Origin of the sequence: Pseudomonas sp. MWU16-30316 (assembly GCF_020515645.1) — a bacterium.
Classification (GTDB): Bacteria; Pseudomonadota; Gammaproteobacteria; order Pseudomonadales; family Pseudomonadaceae; genus Aquipseudomonas; species Aquipseudomonas cerasi.
In genome coordinates, this window is the sequence record NZ_JAIZAZ010000002.1 from 355,236 (window position 1) to 369,369 (window position 14,134).

At 60.5% G+C, this 14,134-nt stretch carries 13 protein-coding genes and 1 pseudogene; 2 read left to right on the top strand and 12 right to left on the bottom strand.

Features of this window, described 5'->3' with window-relative positions; genetic code table 11:
* Position 1: 1 nt before the first annotated feature.
* The 3 genes from atzF to LCH65_RS08400 all read right to left on the bottom strand — a co-directional run bounded on the left by atzF (position 2) and on the right by LCH65_RS08400 (position 3,871).
* Entirely contained in the window at positions 2 to 1,807 is a 1,806-nt protein-coding gene (gene atzF / locus LCH65_RS08390) for an allophanate hydrolase (protein ID WP_058416414.1), read from the bottom strand.
* A gap of 222 nt (positions 1,808 to 2,029) precedes the next feature.
* Positions 2,030 to 2,410 (bottom strand): glyoxalase superfamily protein, encoded by a 381-nt coding sequence (locus LCH65_RS08395; protein WP_054080705.1) that lies wholly within the window; start codon positions 2,408 to 2,410, stop codon positions 2,030 to 2,032.
* Between the two features lie 39 nt (positions 2,411 to 2,449).
* Positions 2,450 to 3,871 carry a sugar porter family MFS transporter gene (locus LCH65_RS08400; RefSeq protein ID WP_032609497.1) on the bottom strand — a complete coding sequence of 474 codons (1,422 nt, stop codon included), beginning with the start codon at positions 3,869 to 3,871 and terminating at the stop codon, positions 2,450 to 2,452.
* A 380-nt stretch (positions 3,872 to 4,251) separates the two neighbouring features.
* Here LCH65_RS08400 and LCH65_RS08405 point away from each other — a divergent pair, with 380 nt between their 5' ends.
* Together LCH65_RS08405 and LCH65_RS08410 are read left to right on the top strand one after the other, a co-directional pair.
* Positions 4,252 to 4,668: an ester cyclase gene (locus LCH65_RS08405; RefSeq protein WP_058416415.1), complete on the top strand. Its 417-nt coding sequence runs from the start codon at positions 4,252 to 4,254 to the stop codon at positions 4,666 to 4,668.
* Positions 4,669 to 4,764: 96 nt separating this feature from the next.
* A complete protein-coding gene (locus LCH65_RS08410) occupies positions 4,765 to 5,391 on the top strand; it encodes a glutathione S-transferase (protein ID WP_003339874.1) in 627 nt (208 codons plus the stop codon).
* Positions 5,392 to 5,959: 568 nt separating this feature from the next.
* Here the strand turns inward: LCH65_RS08410 and LCH65_RS08415 are convergent.
* The 9 genes and pseudogenes from LCH65_RS08415 to LCH65_RS08455 all read right to left on the bottom strand — a co-directional run bounded on the left by LCH65_RS08415 (position 5,960) and on the right by LCH65_RS08455 (position 14,061).
* Entirely contained in the window at positions 5,960 to 6,121 is a 162-nt protein-coding gene (locus LCH65_RS08415; protein ID WP_065351023.1) for a DUF2986 domain-containing protein, read from the bottom strand.
* Between the two features lie 63 nt (positions 6,122 to 6,184).
* On the bottom strand, positions 6,185 to 7,930 hold the full coding sequence (locus tag LCH65_RS08420; RefSeq protein WP_058416999.1) for an OPT family oligopeptide transporter: 1,746 nt from the start codon (positions 7,928 to 7,930) through the stop codon (positions 6,185 to 6,187).
* A 156-nt stretch (positions 7,931 to 8,086) separates the two neighbouring features.
* A pseudogene (locus LCH65_RS08425) lies at positions 8,087 to 8,619 on the bottom strand (ATP-binding protein).
* Positions 8,620 to 8,694: 75 nt separating this feature from the next.
* The gene (locus LCH65_RS08430) at positions 8,695 to 8,982 is read right to left on the bottom strand and encodes a YceK/YidQ family lipoprotein (RefSeq protein ID WP_003365194.1); all 288 of its coding nucleotides are present in this window, start codon (positions 8,980 to 8,982) and stop codon (positions 8,695 to 8,697) included.
* A 41-nt stretch (positions 8,983 to 9,023) separates the two neighbouring features.
* Entirely contained in the window at positions 9,024 to 9,977 is a 954-nt protein-coding gene (locus tag LCH65_RS08435) for an alpha/beta hydrolase (protein WP_058417000.1), read from the bottom strand.
* A 48-nt stretch (positions 9,978 to 10,025) separates the two neighbouring features.
* Entirely contained in the window at positions 10,026 to 11,045 is a 1,020-nt protein-coding gene (locus tag LCH65_RS08440) for a transketolase family protein (protein ID WP_058417001.1), read from the bottom strand.
* Positions 11,042 to 11,890 carry a transketolase gene (locus LCH65_RS08445; RefSeq protein ID WP_058417002.1) on the bottom strand — a complete coding sequence of 283 codons (849 nt, stop codon included), beginning with the start codon at positions 11,888 to 11,890 and terminating at the stop codon, positions 11,042 to 11,044. Before LCH65_RS08445 ends, LCH65_RS08440 begins: the two co-directional genes overlap by 4 nt.
* Positions 11,891 to 11,908: 18 nt before the next feature.
* Positions 11,909 to 13,210, bottom strand: coding sequence for an MFS transporter (locus LCH65_RS08450; protein ID WP_032609495.1), 1,302 nt, complete (start codon positions 13,208 to 13,210; stop codon positions 11,909 to 11,911).
* Positions 13,211 to 13,311: 101 nt separating this feature from the next.
* Positions 13,312 to 14,061 (bottom strand): SDR family NAD(P)-dependent oxidoreductase, encoded by a 750-nt coding sequence (locus tag LCH65_RS08455; protein WP_003365186.1) that lies wholly within the window; start codon positions 14,059 to 14,061, stop codon positions 13,312 to 13,314.
* Between the last annotated feature and the right edge of the window lie 73 nt (positions 14,062 to 14,134).

A 14,134-nucleotide genomic window follows, 5' to 3' on the forward strand; every position in this document is an offset into this window, starting at 1 on the left:
GTCATTGAGCGATGGAAGATGTGCGCGCGGCGCGGTAGGCGCGCCAGCCTTTGTAATCGGTGATGTCCAACGCGCCTTCAAGGCCGCCAGGCTCACAGATGAAACCCTTGACCCACTGGCCGTCGGCCAATTGCAGCGAGCCGATGCCCAGTGGTGCGGGAATGGCCGCGACGAAGGCGCCGAACTGGCTCAGCGGCATTCCCCAGACTTCTATCTCGATGCTCGCGCCCTGTTCAGCGACGCGCACCAGTCCCGGTTTCGGCGGTGTCGTTGCTGCCAGCGCATACAGGCGGTAATCCGCGCTGGTGGTTGTGGTGCGCAGCAGGCGCGCGCCACCTTCGAGCAATTGCCAGTTGAGTGGCTGGCCAACGAGGTGTGCACCGACCACTGCAACCTGCACGGTCGGGCTGTTATAGGGCAGGGGAGCCATCGCCACGGCGTCACGCTGGTCAGCCTGGCCGAACAGCGGCTGCCAGGCAGCGGCGATCTCCGCCAGGCGCTGATCGGCACCGGCCGGGCCAATCAGCGTGATGCCCGCAGGCAGTCCGTCCGCGCGGCGATCTGCCGGGATGGCGATGGCGCACATGTTCATCAGGTTGACGAAGTTGGTGTAATAGCCAAGCTGTGAGTTGAGCTCGACCGGATTGCCGAGCACCGCTTCGATGGTCGGCATGCACGGCGCGGTCGGCACCACCAGCACGTCGATGTCGGTCAGCAACTGCTGCGCAGCGCGGGTCAGTTCTGCCAGGCGATAGCGGGCGTTGAACGTGTCCACGGCGTCGAATGAATCCGCGCTCTGCACAATGCCGCGCACCACGGGATGAATGTCGGCCGCGTTGCTGGCGAAGAATTCGCCGATGGCAGCGCGGCGCTCCGCCACCCACGGGCCCTGGTACAGCAGGGCAGCCGCCTCGGCGAACACGTCGAACTCGATAGCGCTGACCGTCACCAGCGGGTCGTTTTGCAGGCCTTCCAGAGTTTTGAGGTAAGCCGCCTTTGCCTGCTCGTCACCGAAAAACTCGCAGTGCCGCGCGACGGCGACACGCCGAACCCTGCGCTGTACCGGCAATGCCTGCACGGCCGCACTGGACGCATCCAGCGGGTCGTAAGCTGCAATGACCTGCGCCACCTGCCAGGCTTGCATCACATCGTTGGCAAAGATGGATGGGCAGTCCAGCGTGCGGCAGGCAGGTACGACCCCGCGGCTGCTGAACAGACCAAGGCTGGGCTTGAGGCCGACGATGCCGTTGAAGCCGGCTGGCACGCGGCCTGAACCTGCGGTGTCCGTGCCCAGTGCAAAACTGACGTAGCCACGCGCTACCGCCACTGCCGAGCCGGAACTCGAACCGCCGCTGACGTAGGCCGGATCATGCGCATTGCGCACTGCGCCGTAGGGTGAACGGACGCCCACCAGGCCAGTGGCGAATTGATCGAGATTGGTCTTGCCCATCAGGATCGCGCCGCTGTCGAGCAGCAGTTGCACAACGTGAGCACTGTCCTCGGGCACGTAGGCGTACGCCGGGCAGGCAGCCGTGGTGGGCATCTGCGCTACGTCGAAATTGTCCTTGACCGCAAAGGGCACGCCGAACAGCGGCAACCGGTCATACAGCGCATCGCCCAGTTGTTCGGCGATACTCTCCAGCGCCTGTGCCCGCTCGACAAGCTGTGCCAGCGGGACGCGATGAATCCAGACCTCTGCCCGGTCATCCGCATCAATGTGCGCGGTCAGGTTCTGCACCAGTGTCGTCAGCGTGGTTTCGCCCGAGCGGAGCGCCGACTGAAGTTCAGGGATATCGAGTGCGGTCATGGTGGTGTTCATTCATGTATACAAGATGAGCTGACGCGTTTGCACGTTACGGGCCAAGGTCAGCCGGAGGGCGATTTACGGTGGGGTTACTGGCTATTGGCGGGGCGTTGCGCTGCAGTCATGCGTCATGTTTGCGCTTGAATGTGTCTGCGTGCACAAAGATAGGTCATGTCAGCCGCAGGGCGAATGTAGCGCCGCGCGGCTGACATCAATGCAGGGTTCTCAGCTCTCGCAGAACCTGAGCCGGTTACCGAACGGGTCGCAGACTTCCAGTGTCTTTCCCCAGCCTTGCTGAACGATGTCCGGGCGGGCGTAGCCATACTGCTTGCCGATCAGTTCATCGCGCAATTGCTCGATGTTCTGCGTCGGGATGAACACCGCCGCACCTGGACAGGCATCACCGTGATGTTCGGAAAGGTGCAGGTTCAGCCCATTACGGCTGATGCCCAGATACAACGGCAGATCCGCTTCGAAGCGGTGCTCGAATTCAATGCTGAAACCGAGAAAGTCGATGTAAAACTCACGCGCCTTGCGTTCATCGAATATCCGCAGGATCGGGATGGCACTGGTGAAGGTCACGGTGGCTGGCTCGGTCGTGGGCATCGCTATTCCTTTAGTTGAGGTTCAGTGGACAGGCGCCCATTACAGCTCTTTCTTCAAATGTTTTTCGATTTGCTCCAGTGACTTGCCCTTGGTTTCCGGCAGGCACAGGAACACGAAAATCAACGAGCCAATGTTGATGGCGGCGAAGATGAAGAACGTCGGGTTGCCGATGGTATCGACCGCAATCGGGAATGTGAACGCTACCGATGCGTTGAACAGCCACTGCATCGATACCGCCGTGCCGGTCAGCAAGCCGCGTACCTGCATGGGGAACAGTTCTGACATCAGCAGCCAGTAAACCGGCGAGATGCACATCTGCATGAACAGCAGAAACACCAGAATGCAGGCGAGGGCGGTGTAGCTCTGGGTCATGTTCTGCGGCATGAACTGCAACACGCAACCGAGCGCTGCCTGCATCAGAATGACGATGACCAGACCGGTCATCAGCAAATGCCGGCGCCCGTAGCGGCCGATGGCCCAGATGCCCAGCAAGGTCGCGATGACTGATACCACACCGTTGCCGATCGTCGCGGTCAACGCAGCGTTAGTGCCCATCCCGGTGTTCTTGAGAATGATCGGCGTGTAGTACATAAACGCGTTCACCCCCGTGAACTGCGCGGTGAAGCCCAGCCCTACACCGATCAGCAACAACTTGATGACCCAGCGCTGACGCAGCAATTCTCTTGCTTTCGGGCGATGGCGAGCTTCTTCGTCCTGCGCCTTCATCTCGTCGACTTCACGCTGCGCGTCCTGTTTGCTGGGGCGCAGTTGCTCCAGCACGTCCTGCGCTTCGTCGAAACGGCCTTTGGAGGCCAGCCAGCGCGGCGACGCAGGTACGAAGAACGTACCAACCAGCAGCAACACCCCTGGCACCATGGCGACGGCCAACATGTAACGCCAGATCCCCGGCGTATGCAGCAAGGCCGCCATGACCGCACTCAGCACATAGGCGAGCAGCTGGCCGCTGACGATCATCAGTTCGTTACGGCTGACCAGCCGCGCACGCCGTGACGGACCTGCGATCTCGGCGATGAACACCGGCACTGTTGCAGAGCCGCCGCCCACTGCGATACCCAGCAGGAAGCGCGCTGCGATCATGAACGGAATGGACGGCGCAATAGCAGTGCCCAGTGCGCCCGCAATAAAGAGCACTGACAGCAGGCGTAAGGTGAGGCGGCGTCCGAAGCGGTCGGAGATATAACCACTGGCAAGCGAGCCGAACGCGGCGCCGACAATCAGTGACGCGGTGACCATCCCTTCGCTGTAAGCATCCAGACCCAGCCCGCCCTGATCGGCGGGCAGTGTCATGAACGGCAGGGCACCGGCGATGATGCCAGTGTCATACCCGAACGCCAGTGCGCCCATGGTCGCCACAAGCACAGAGATAAAGATGAGTCGATTCGATGAAGCGCGTTGCCGGCCTTGCTGACCCGCCGCTGCTGAGGTGCTACTTGAAGACATGAATCTGAAGTCCTTGGCTTGAAACCAGCGTTGCGCCAGTACATGGATGTCACGCTTAGGGCGGTGTCGGCCGTGCTAGTTCCCTACAAACCTGCTCAGGATTGTTTTCCTGGCGAAAGCCTTGAGCTTGAGGCTGCTGAAACGATTAACTTTTCCTTGTCATAAACGCCCCTGTTTCCCCCTTTCGCTGTCAATGAAATTCAGTTTTTTTGACTGGTAAAAAATGCTGTTCATTGATTTCCAAGCAGTTTTTATCTGGCACATGCGCTGCTGTCATTACTCACTCTCTGCGCCGCTCATAAGCGCTACAGTAAGACAGCAGAGGTGTGCGGCCTTTTCAACGAGGCTGCGTCGGTATCTTTTGAAAAAGAGGGCGCAACATGAACCTGGCCGAGCAGTACCGTGCCTACATCGCCTGTCTCAACGAGCGTCGCTGGCAGGACCTGGGCAATTTCGTCGACGACGGTGTGCACTACAACGGCGAGCGGATCAGTCTGGCCGGTTACCGGGCGATGCTGGAAAACGACGTCAGGATCATTCCCGACCTGCGTTTCAATATCGACCTGCTGGTGGTCGAAGCGCCACAGATTGCCGCCCGTCTGCTCTTCAACTGCTCGCCGCAAGGGCGTTTTCTCGGGCTGGAGGCGCCTGGCCAACGCATTACCTTCAGCGAAAACGTGTTCTATACCTTTGCTGACGGCAAGATCATCGGCGTCTGGTCGGTCATTGATAAAGCGGCAGTGGAGCGCGAGCTTCGTGGCGAAGCGGCGGGCGCCTCGAGTGACAGAAGCACCTGAATGAATTCGTTACGTTCATCGAAGTAAAATCATTTCACGGCACTCCCGGGTGGTAGCGCAGTCTTTTTTAGACACTCTCACCCGGCGGAGCCTCACATGATCACTGTCCATCACCTGAACAACTCACGTTCGCAGCGTATTCTGTGGCTGCTCGAAGAGCTCGACCTGCCCTACGAGATCAAACGTTATCAGCGCGACCCGAAAACCAACCTTGCGCCACCCGAGCTCAAGGCCGTGCATCCGCTGGGCAAATCACCTGTCATCGAAGATGGCCCGCATGTCGTCATCGAGTCCGGTGCCATTGTCGACTACCTGATTCGCCGTCATGGCGACGGTCGTCTGCAGCCGGACCCGGCCAGCGCTACCTACGACGAATACGTGCAATGGCTGCACTTCGCTGAAGGCTCGGCGATTCTGCCGCTGATGCTCAACCTGTACGTCGGGCGCCTGGGTGACGCAGGTGCGCCGCTGCATCCGCGTATCCAGTCGGAACTGGCCAACTACCTGGGCTATCTGAACGAGGCTCTGGGGCTGACGCCGTATCTGCTTGGCGACGAGCTGAGTGGTGCTGACATTCAGATGAGCTTCATCGGCGAGTTCGCCAAGGCTCAGGGAATGCTGCAGCCGTACCCGAACGTGACCGCGTGGGTTGAAAGGCTGCAGGGCAGACCTGCGTACCGCAAGGCTTTGGAGCAGGGCGGGGAATATTCCTTTGCCAAGTAACCGCCGTGCCTGAAGCGCTTGCGCGGCATGATACTCGGGCTGATCGTTCCTCACGCTTCAGCGTGTAGATGCAGTTCTCGACGCTCTGCGTCGCAAGAGGACGCGGAGCGTCCAGAAAGGCATACGACGCAGAGCGTCGTACGATAGTTGCGATGATCGTTCCTCACGCTTCAGCGTGTAGATGCAGTTCTAGATGCTCTGCGTCGCAAGAGGACGCGGAGCGTCCAGAAAGGCATACGACGCAGAGCGTCGTACGATAGTTGCGATGATCGTTCCGCACGCTCCAGCGTGGGAATGCAGTTCTCGACGCTCTGCGTTGTCAAGAGGACGCGGAGCGTCCAGAAAGGCATACGACGCAGAGCGTCGCACGATAGTTGCGATGATCGTTCCGCACGCTCCGCGTGGGAATGTAGGTCTCGACGCTCTGCGTCGCAAGAGGACGCGGAGCGTCCGGAAAGGCATACGACGCAGAGCGTCGTACGATAGTTGCGATGATCGTTCCGCACGCTCCAGCGTGTGAATGCAGGTCTCGACGTTCTGCGTCGCACGATGGCGCTTACGTGGCAGGTCAGCCTTCGGACGGGCTGGTCGAGTCCTGATCCGCTTCGGCCGCCAGCTTCACGCGGTCGGCCTTGCTGATGTATTTGGTCTTACTCTGCGGGGCCAGTTTGGCGCTGGCTTTTTTGGCATGAGCTTTCAGCAACTGCTGGATTTTCTTGCGACGATTCATATTCTTCAACTCGCTTGCACAGGCGCGAATCATAGCAGTTTGCCTGTCGCGCCATGCATGCGACTACCCGCCGTTCTGAACCATTTGCCACAACGACGCACCGACGCCGGTAATGCTCTCGCCGGCAATCAGGCCTGCCGCTGCGGTGATGGCGAAGCGTTCGGTAAGTGACGGCCAGCGACAGTTCACCAGCCAGGTGAGCACCGCACCGAGCGCCATCATCAACGACACCGAGGCGGGCAGCACGAAGGCCAGGCCCAGGGCTGCGGCGCTGGGCAAGTACCGGGCGCGATACGCAGGTAGTGTGCTGTCGAGGATGCCCAGCAGCAAGCCGGCCAGACCGCCGATGAAAATCGCCCAGCGGATGCTTGCCGACAGCGAATCCAGACCGTGCGTCAGGGTCTGCGCCACAGCCTTCCAGGTCGCCACCGCCGGGGCTGGCCACTCCTCGGTGAGCAGCATCGATTGCGGGTCCGGGATCAGCGCCATATAAGCCAGGACCCCGACGATACTGCCGACGCAAATCCCCAGTGTCTGGGCGATCAATTGTTTGCGCGGCGTGGCGCCAATCGCCCGGCCTACCTTGAAGTCGTTCATCAAATCGGTGCATTGCCCGGCTGAACCGCCTGCGGTGTTGGCGCTCATCAGGTTGATCGGCACCTGACCGGGCGCGACGATACCGAAGCTCAGTTGCGATAACTGCCCGATTGCGCCGATGGGCGGGATACCCGTGGCACCGACCACACGAGCCGCCACGGCCGCCAGGCAGATCGCCAGAGGAATGGTCAGCAATGCCATCCACAGATTGATACCGAACAACAGCGCCTGCAGGCTGACCACCAACAGGATCGCCAGCGCAAAACCGGCGGCCGGCCCGGGCTTGGGCATTGACCAGGGCGTCCCGCCGCTGGCTTTGGTAGACGCGTGCAGTGTCCACAGGCGGATAGCCAGCGAAGCCAGCGTCGAACAGACCATCAGGCTCACGCCCGGCCACAGCAACCATTCCACCAGCGCGGCGAACTGCGGGCCGCTGCTGTCGGACGGCAACGTCACCAGCCCCTGTTCCAGCAGCCACGGCGCCAGGCCACCCCAGGCCAGCACGGCACCGATCAGCAGGGTCAAGCCGACGCGAATACCGATAATCGCCCCGAACCCCACCAGCAGCAGCGAAGGGTCCGCGGTAAAGGTCAGGCGCTCCAACTGAGCGCTCGGCGACCAGCGCGGGAACGCCCATACGAACGTGTCGATCCACTTGGCCAGCGCCGACAGCAACGCGGTACTGAGCAACACCTTGAGGCGCGTCGCAGCTTCACGGCCGTGATTGTAGATGTGCAGGAGGGTTTCCAGAGTGGCCATGCCTTCGGGAAACTTCAGCGATGTGTCATTGAGCAGTGACGGCCGCAAATACCAGGCAATCCAGATCCCCAGAAAGCTCACCGAAAAGACCCAGGCGATCATCGGGATGGCGTCCAATTGCTGGCCTGTCAGCAAGGTATAAGCCGGAATCGGCGCGACCAGCCCGCCAGAAATGATCGACGCAGCGGCCGAGGCGACCGTCTGATTGATGTTGCTCTCATGCAGCGTCCACGGCAGCTGCCCGGAGGCGCGCTTCGACAGCCCTTGCCAGATCGCATAACCGATCAACAGCGCAATGATTGACATGTTGAACGACCAGCCGATCTTCAACCCGGCGTACACATTGGAAGGCGTCAACAGGATACCGAGCACAACCCCGGTAATCACCGCGCGCAGACTGAGCTCACGCTCGACAGGGCTGGCAAGAGGGTTCGATGGTGAGGTCGAAAGCATGCGAATTCCTTTCGGCAATGAGACAAGGCAACCTATAAAGTGAGCGCCATATCGGCCGAAGGTTCATATGGCAGGCTTCGTTGTGGAGTGGCGTTAAGGCATCCGTTTGTCCCGATCTTTGCCGACCGGCTACGCAGGGTGCCTGTTGCGGGAGCATCAGAAATCAGACTCTTGGAAGGACGTCGCCACGCGCCCTCTGATGAATGACAGGCGGTGAACCAGGATATCCAGCCCCTCGTCAGTGTGTGAGTCTGGAAGTAGCGCGTGATCAGCCTGAACTCCGCATCTGTAGCCGCAAAGTCATGCTCTGCTGTTTCGTTACGAGCATGCAGTCTGGCAAGGCAAAGATCATCTTCCACATCGAGATAGTGCAGTCGATGTTTAACCTGAGCGTCTTCAGCCAGGCTGCGAAGCCATTGGCGGTCGGCAAGCGTATTGGCTGGGAAATCCAGAACCACGCACATGCCGGACTTCAGCATGTCGATGACCAAAGGGCCGATGATGTCGCGAATCCGATGGGCCAGACGCACGTAGTCCGCCACTGATTTGATCTCGTCAGGGTAGAGCCGAGAGAGCCATTGATCTTCACTGAGCAGGATCGCTGAATGCTCGGTCGCGATTGATTTTGCCAGTGTCGATTTACCGGATGCGATCTTGCCGCACAGCAGGTGAAGTTTCGTGGCGAGCATCAAGGCGTGTCCCTTTTCCAGCCGTAAGGTGTGCATTCCTGAGCAGAGGCGAGGCCGTGACCCTGCGGGAGGCTCTCAGCCAAGCACATTCAGCGCATCATTGAAATGGCACTCGCGATCGTCACCGCCAAGGTTTTCCGGCAGGAAAGCGGTGAGGTCGTAGGGCAAAAACAGCGTATCCAGGGCCAAAGAGAACGGCACGTCTATCAGCCAGGGCCAGGTTGATGTCACGTCTTTGGTACCCCATGCCCAGCCGTGTCGTGTTCCGGGATAGACGCAACGTTCACCATCGAGGTGATACATCAGGCTCCAACAGCCGCTCAGTGAGATGGCCGTAGTAAGTAACAGGCATTGCTTGAGCATACATTCCCTTGTTTCCGAGTTGATGCAACATGCGCGTCATTCTAGTCGCATAACCCTGCTGCGATCATCCTGCGCATGGCCCGGGCAATATCTTGCGTAGCCTGCGCTGTCTGCTCGCCTGGCAACTGATCGAACATATGCGGCACGCCTGGGTAGACATGCAATTCCACCGGCACCCCAGAGCGCGACAGGGTCAGCGCGAATGCCAGGTCCTCTTCCAGAAAGAGATCGAGTGCGCCAACGCAGATGAAAGTGGGCGGCAGATCGCTCAGGTCGGTGGCCAGTGCGGGGGAGAACAGGGCTTTGCGATCATCGTCCAGTGCGTAGGCACCGCGCAGGCATTCCCAGCAAAAATGATTGGCCTGACGCGACCAGCTGAAAGTGCCGGTAGTCGGGTTGGCTGACGCAGCGTCGGGTGTGCCTGTACGGTGATCCAGCATCGGGTAGATCAGCACCAGGCCGGCGATGGTCCGCAGACCTCTGTTTCTTGCCAGCAGGGCGAGCGCGGCAGCAAGCCCGCCGCCGGCGCTGTGGCCCATGATCACCAGGTTGCGGGTGTCCATGCCCTGCGTCAGCCCGTTGCTCAATACCCACTCCAGCGCTGCGTAACAGTCCTCCAGCGGGATCGGGAATGGATGCTCGGGTGCAAGCCGGTAGTCGACGGCAATGACTATTGCCTGGAGCTCGACGGCCAGCGTTGCGAGGTAGTCATCGGCCATCTCCGGGCTGCCCAGTACAAAGCCGCCCCCGTGGATATACAGGATGACGGGGAGTCCAGAGTGAGAGAGCGAAAGGTCCGGACGATAAAGACATAACCTGACGCCGTTGTCCGAATCGGAGGAGGTCCAGTGTTGCTCGCCGCGCTTTGTGGCGGCGGTTGCCCATGAGGCGCTGACGCGAGCCCTGATGTCGGCAAGGGTGTGCAGCGTCCAGTTGCTCGACGGCTCGTCCATGAACCAACGATAGGCCGGGTCCAGTAATTCATCGGCGTTCAATACGTGCTCCCGAGGCGCAGGGAGATAAGCCCCTGCGCCTGTCAGTGCTTAAAGCCACGCCTTGATTTGCGTACAGACGGCGGGCGTGGAAATGCCATAACGATCATGCAGTGTAGGCAGCGCTCCAGCGTCGAGAAAAGCGTCCGGCAGGGCGATCTGCCTGAACGTGGGCGTCACGCCATTGCGCAGCAGCACCGTCGCCACTGCTTCGCCCAGCCCGCCAATGACCGAATGGTTTTCGGCCGTCACCACCAGCCGGCCCGGCTTTCTGGCTTCAGCGAGTAGGGTCTGTTCGTCCAGCGGTTTGATGGTCGGTACGTGCAACACTGCCACGTCGATACCGTCAGCCTGCAGCTGCTTGGCCGCTTCCAGTGCACGCATGGTCATCAGGCCGGTGGCAATGATCAGCACGTCGTTGCCAGTGCGCAGTGTCTTGGCTTTGCCGATCTCGAATGTGTAACCGTATTCGTCCAGCACCAAGGGCACGTTACCGCGCAGCAGGCGCATGTACACCGGGCCCTGATGTGCTGCGATCGCAGGGACCGCCTGTTCGATTTCCAGTGCATCACAGGGGTCGACGATCATCAGATTGGGCATGGCGCGAAAGATCGCCAGGTCGTCGGTGGCCTGATGGCTCGGCCCGTAACCGGTGGTCAGGCCCGGCAGACCGCAGACGATTTTGACGTTCAGGTTATCTTCGGCAATCGCCATGCAGATGAAGTCGTAAGCGCGACGCGAGGCGAACACCGCATAAGTGGTCGCAAACGGTACGAAGCCTTCCCGAGCCATGCCCGCAGCCGCGCTCATCAGCAACTGTTCGGCCATGCCCATTTGATAGAAACGTTCAGGGTGCGCTTTGGCGAAGATGTGCAGGTCGGTGTATTTCGACAGGTCAGCCGACAGCCCGACGATATCCTGACGTTGCTCCGCGAGCGCCGCCAATGCATGGCCGAACGGAGCCGGGCGAGTGGCCTGACCCTCGGACGCGATAGACGCGATCATCGCCGAGGTGGTCAGTTTTTTCTTCGTGGCGCCGGACGGAGCCGGTGTGTGATTGGCAGAACTCATACGGTTTTCCCCTCGTCGAGGTTATTCAGTGCGATGTCCCATTCGTGCTCATCCACGCGGATGAAGTGGGTCTTTTCACGGGTTTCCAGAAACGCCACGCCCTTGCCCATTTTGGTGTCGCAGATGATGACCCTGGGCTGCGCGCCGTCGTGCTGGCGCGCGTTGTCGAAGGCGACGACGAGCGCGTCCAGATCGTTGCCGTCGACCCGTTGGGTAAACCAGCCAAACGCCTGCCAGCGATCGACAATGGGTTCGAAAGCCAGTACCTCACTGGAGTGACCATCGGCCTGTTGGTTGTTCACATCGATGATCGCGATCAGGTTGTCCAGCTTCCAGTGCGAGGCGGACATGGCCGCTTCCCAGGTGGAGCCTTCGTTCAGCTCGCCGTCCGACAGCAGGTTGTAGACGAAAGAACGCGAGTTCTTGCGTTTCAAACCCAGACAGGCCCCTACGGCAATGCCCAGCCCGTGACCCAGTGAGCCACCGGTGATTTCCATGCCGGGGGTGTAGGTGGCCATTCCGGACATGGGCAATCGGCTGTCGTCGGAGCCGTAGGTTTCCAGTTCATCGAGCGGGACGATTTCCGCCTCTATCAATGCCGCGTACAGCGCAATGGCGTAGTGGCCGATCGACAGATAAAAGCGGTCACGCTGTTCCCATTCAGGGTCTTCAGGGCGATAGTTCAGCGCGTGAAAATAGGACACGGCGAGCAGGTCCGCAGCGCCCAGCGCCTGTCCGACATAACCCTGGCCCTGAACCTGGCCCATGCGTAATGCGTGTCGACGAATGTTATGAGCACGCTGCGCCAGCGAAGTGGAAGGCGCAGGTAAAGTCTTGGCTGTCATGGTGATTACTCCGTTGACTCAACGATTGACCGAGGCGGCAGGGATGCGCAGCACCAGATAGGCGCCGATGAACAGCACGCCGGTAATCAGGTACATGCCAATGGCGCTTGAGCCGGTCGTGGTGGTGATCCAGCCGATCAGGTAGGGCGAACAGAAGCCCGCGAGATTGGCGAAGCTGTTGATTCCGGCGATCCCGGCGGCCGCCGATACCCCGCCCAGCAGGGTGGTGGGCAGCATCCAGAACAGCGACGATGCCGAGAGAATGCCTGCTGCGGCGAGGCACAGGCTGAGCACCGAGAGCAGCAGATTGCCGCCGAACAGCGCTGCCAGGCTCAGCCCGAGCGCGCCTGCGATCATCGGCCCGACCAGGTGCCAGCGGCGTTCTCGATGCTTGTCGCCGCTGCGCCCCATCAACAGCATCACGACGATTGCGCACAGGTAGGGAAGGCTGGTCATCAGGCCGATATGCAGCGGGTCGGAAACGCCTGCATTGCGAATCAGCGTCGGCAGCCAGAAGGTGATTGCGTACTGGCCCATCACCACGCAGAAGTAGATGCACGCCAGCAGCCACAGACGCTTGTCGCGAATGAAGGCGCCTACCGACGCGTGTACCACTTTCTGGCTGTTGTCCTCTTGCAGCTCCTTGTTGACCAGTTCCTTTTCTTCAGCGGACAACCATGTCGCCTGATGCACGCCATCTTTGAGGTAGCTCAGGACCAGCAAGCCGACGATCACCGTCGGGATCGCTTCGAGGACGAACATCCATTGCCAGCCGGCCCAGCCATGAACGCCTGCGAAGCGGGTCATGATGTAGCCCGACAGCGGGCCGCCGATCATGCCGGACAGCGGGATGGCGATGAACCACAGCACGGTCATGCGCGCGCGGCGATAAGAGGGGAACCAGTACGTTAGGTACAGCAGCAGACCGGGTGCCAGACCGGCTTCCGCCACCCCGAGCAGAAAGCGCAGGGCGTAGAACTGCCAGGCAGTTTCGACAAAGGCGAAGAGCGCGGAAATAATCCCCCAGGAGATCATGATGCGGGCGATCCAGCGTCTGGCACCGACCCGGTGAAGGATCAGGTTGCTGGGCACCTCACAGAGGAAATAGCCGATGAAAAACATGCCTGCACCCAGCCCGTAGACGGTTTCGCTGAAGGCCAGGTCGTTCATCATCTGCAGCTTGGCGAAGCCGACATTGACCCGATCCAGGTACGCGCACAGGTAGCACAGCATCAGGAACGGCATCAGTCGCCAGGCGGTCTTGCGGTAGGCATTGGCGCGCGTGGTCGACACCGCGTCGAGGGTCATGGTGGTTATCATGATGGTCTGATCTCTTGTTTTTATAGATCGGCCAGGCAACCGCCTGGCGTATCGTCGATCCAGAACAAACACAGGCTGTTTGCCAGCCCGTCCACTCGCGGTCAGTGAATCAGCATGCCGCCGTTCACATCCAGCGTGATACCGGTGAGGTAGGACGACAGGTCGCTGGCCAGAAACAGCGCGGCATTGGCCACGTCCTGCGCTGCGCCCAGGCGGCCCAAGGGAATGCCGTCGATGATCGCGTGGCGTCGCTCATCCTGCATCAGACCGCCGGTGATATCGGTATGAATCAGGCCGGGAGCGATGGAGTTGACACGCACCTGATCGGGGCCGAATTCCCGCGCCATTGCCTTGCCAAGGCCCAGCACGCCGGCTTTCGCTGCGCTGTAGTGAGGCCCGCCGAAAATACCGCCGCCGCGCTGGGCGGAAACCGAAGACATGCACACGATACTGCCCGAGGACTGGGCGCGCATGGTCGGGATCACCGCTTGTGACATGAGCAAGGTGCCGCGCAGGCTGACGTCGAGCACCTTGTCGTAATCGGAAGGGCGGATGTCCAGGGTCTTGATGGGTTGTGTGATACCGGCGTTATTCACCAGAATGTCGATGCGACCATAGTGCGCGATAATTTTGCTGACGGCCTCGTGAACCTGACGTTCGTCGGCGACGTTGGCCGCCAGGCCGAGATGACCTTCGCCCAGTGCGGCGGCGGCATCGCGTGCTGCGGACTCGTCGAGATCGATAATCACCACGCGTGCGCCGTGGTTGGCGAAGGTGATCGCGGTTGCGCGACCGATACCGCGTTCCGACGCCGCGCCGGTGATCACTGCAATTTTGCCTTGAAGTAGCATGAGGGTTACCTCTGATTATTGTTATTGGGTTCGATTCGGGTGATCGATGACTTCAGAGTGTTCCCGGTGCCGA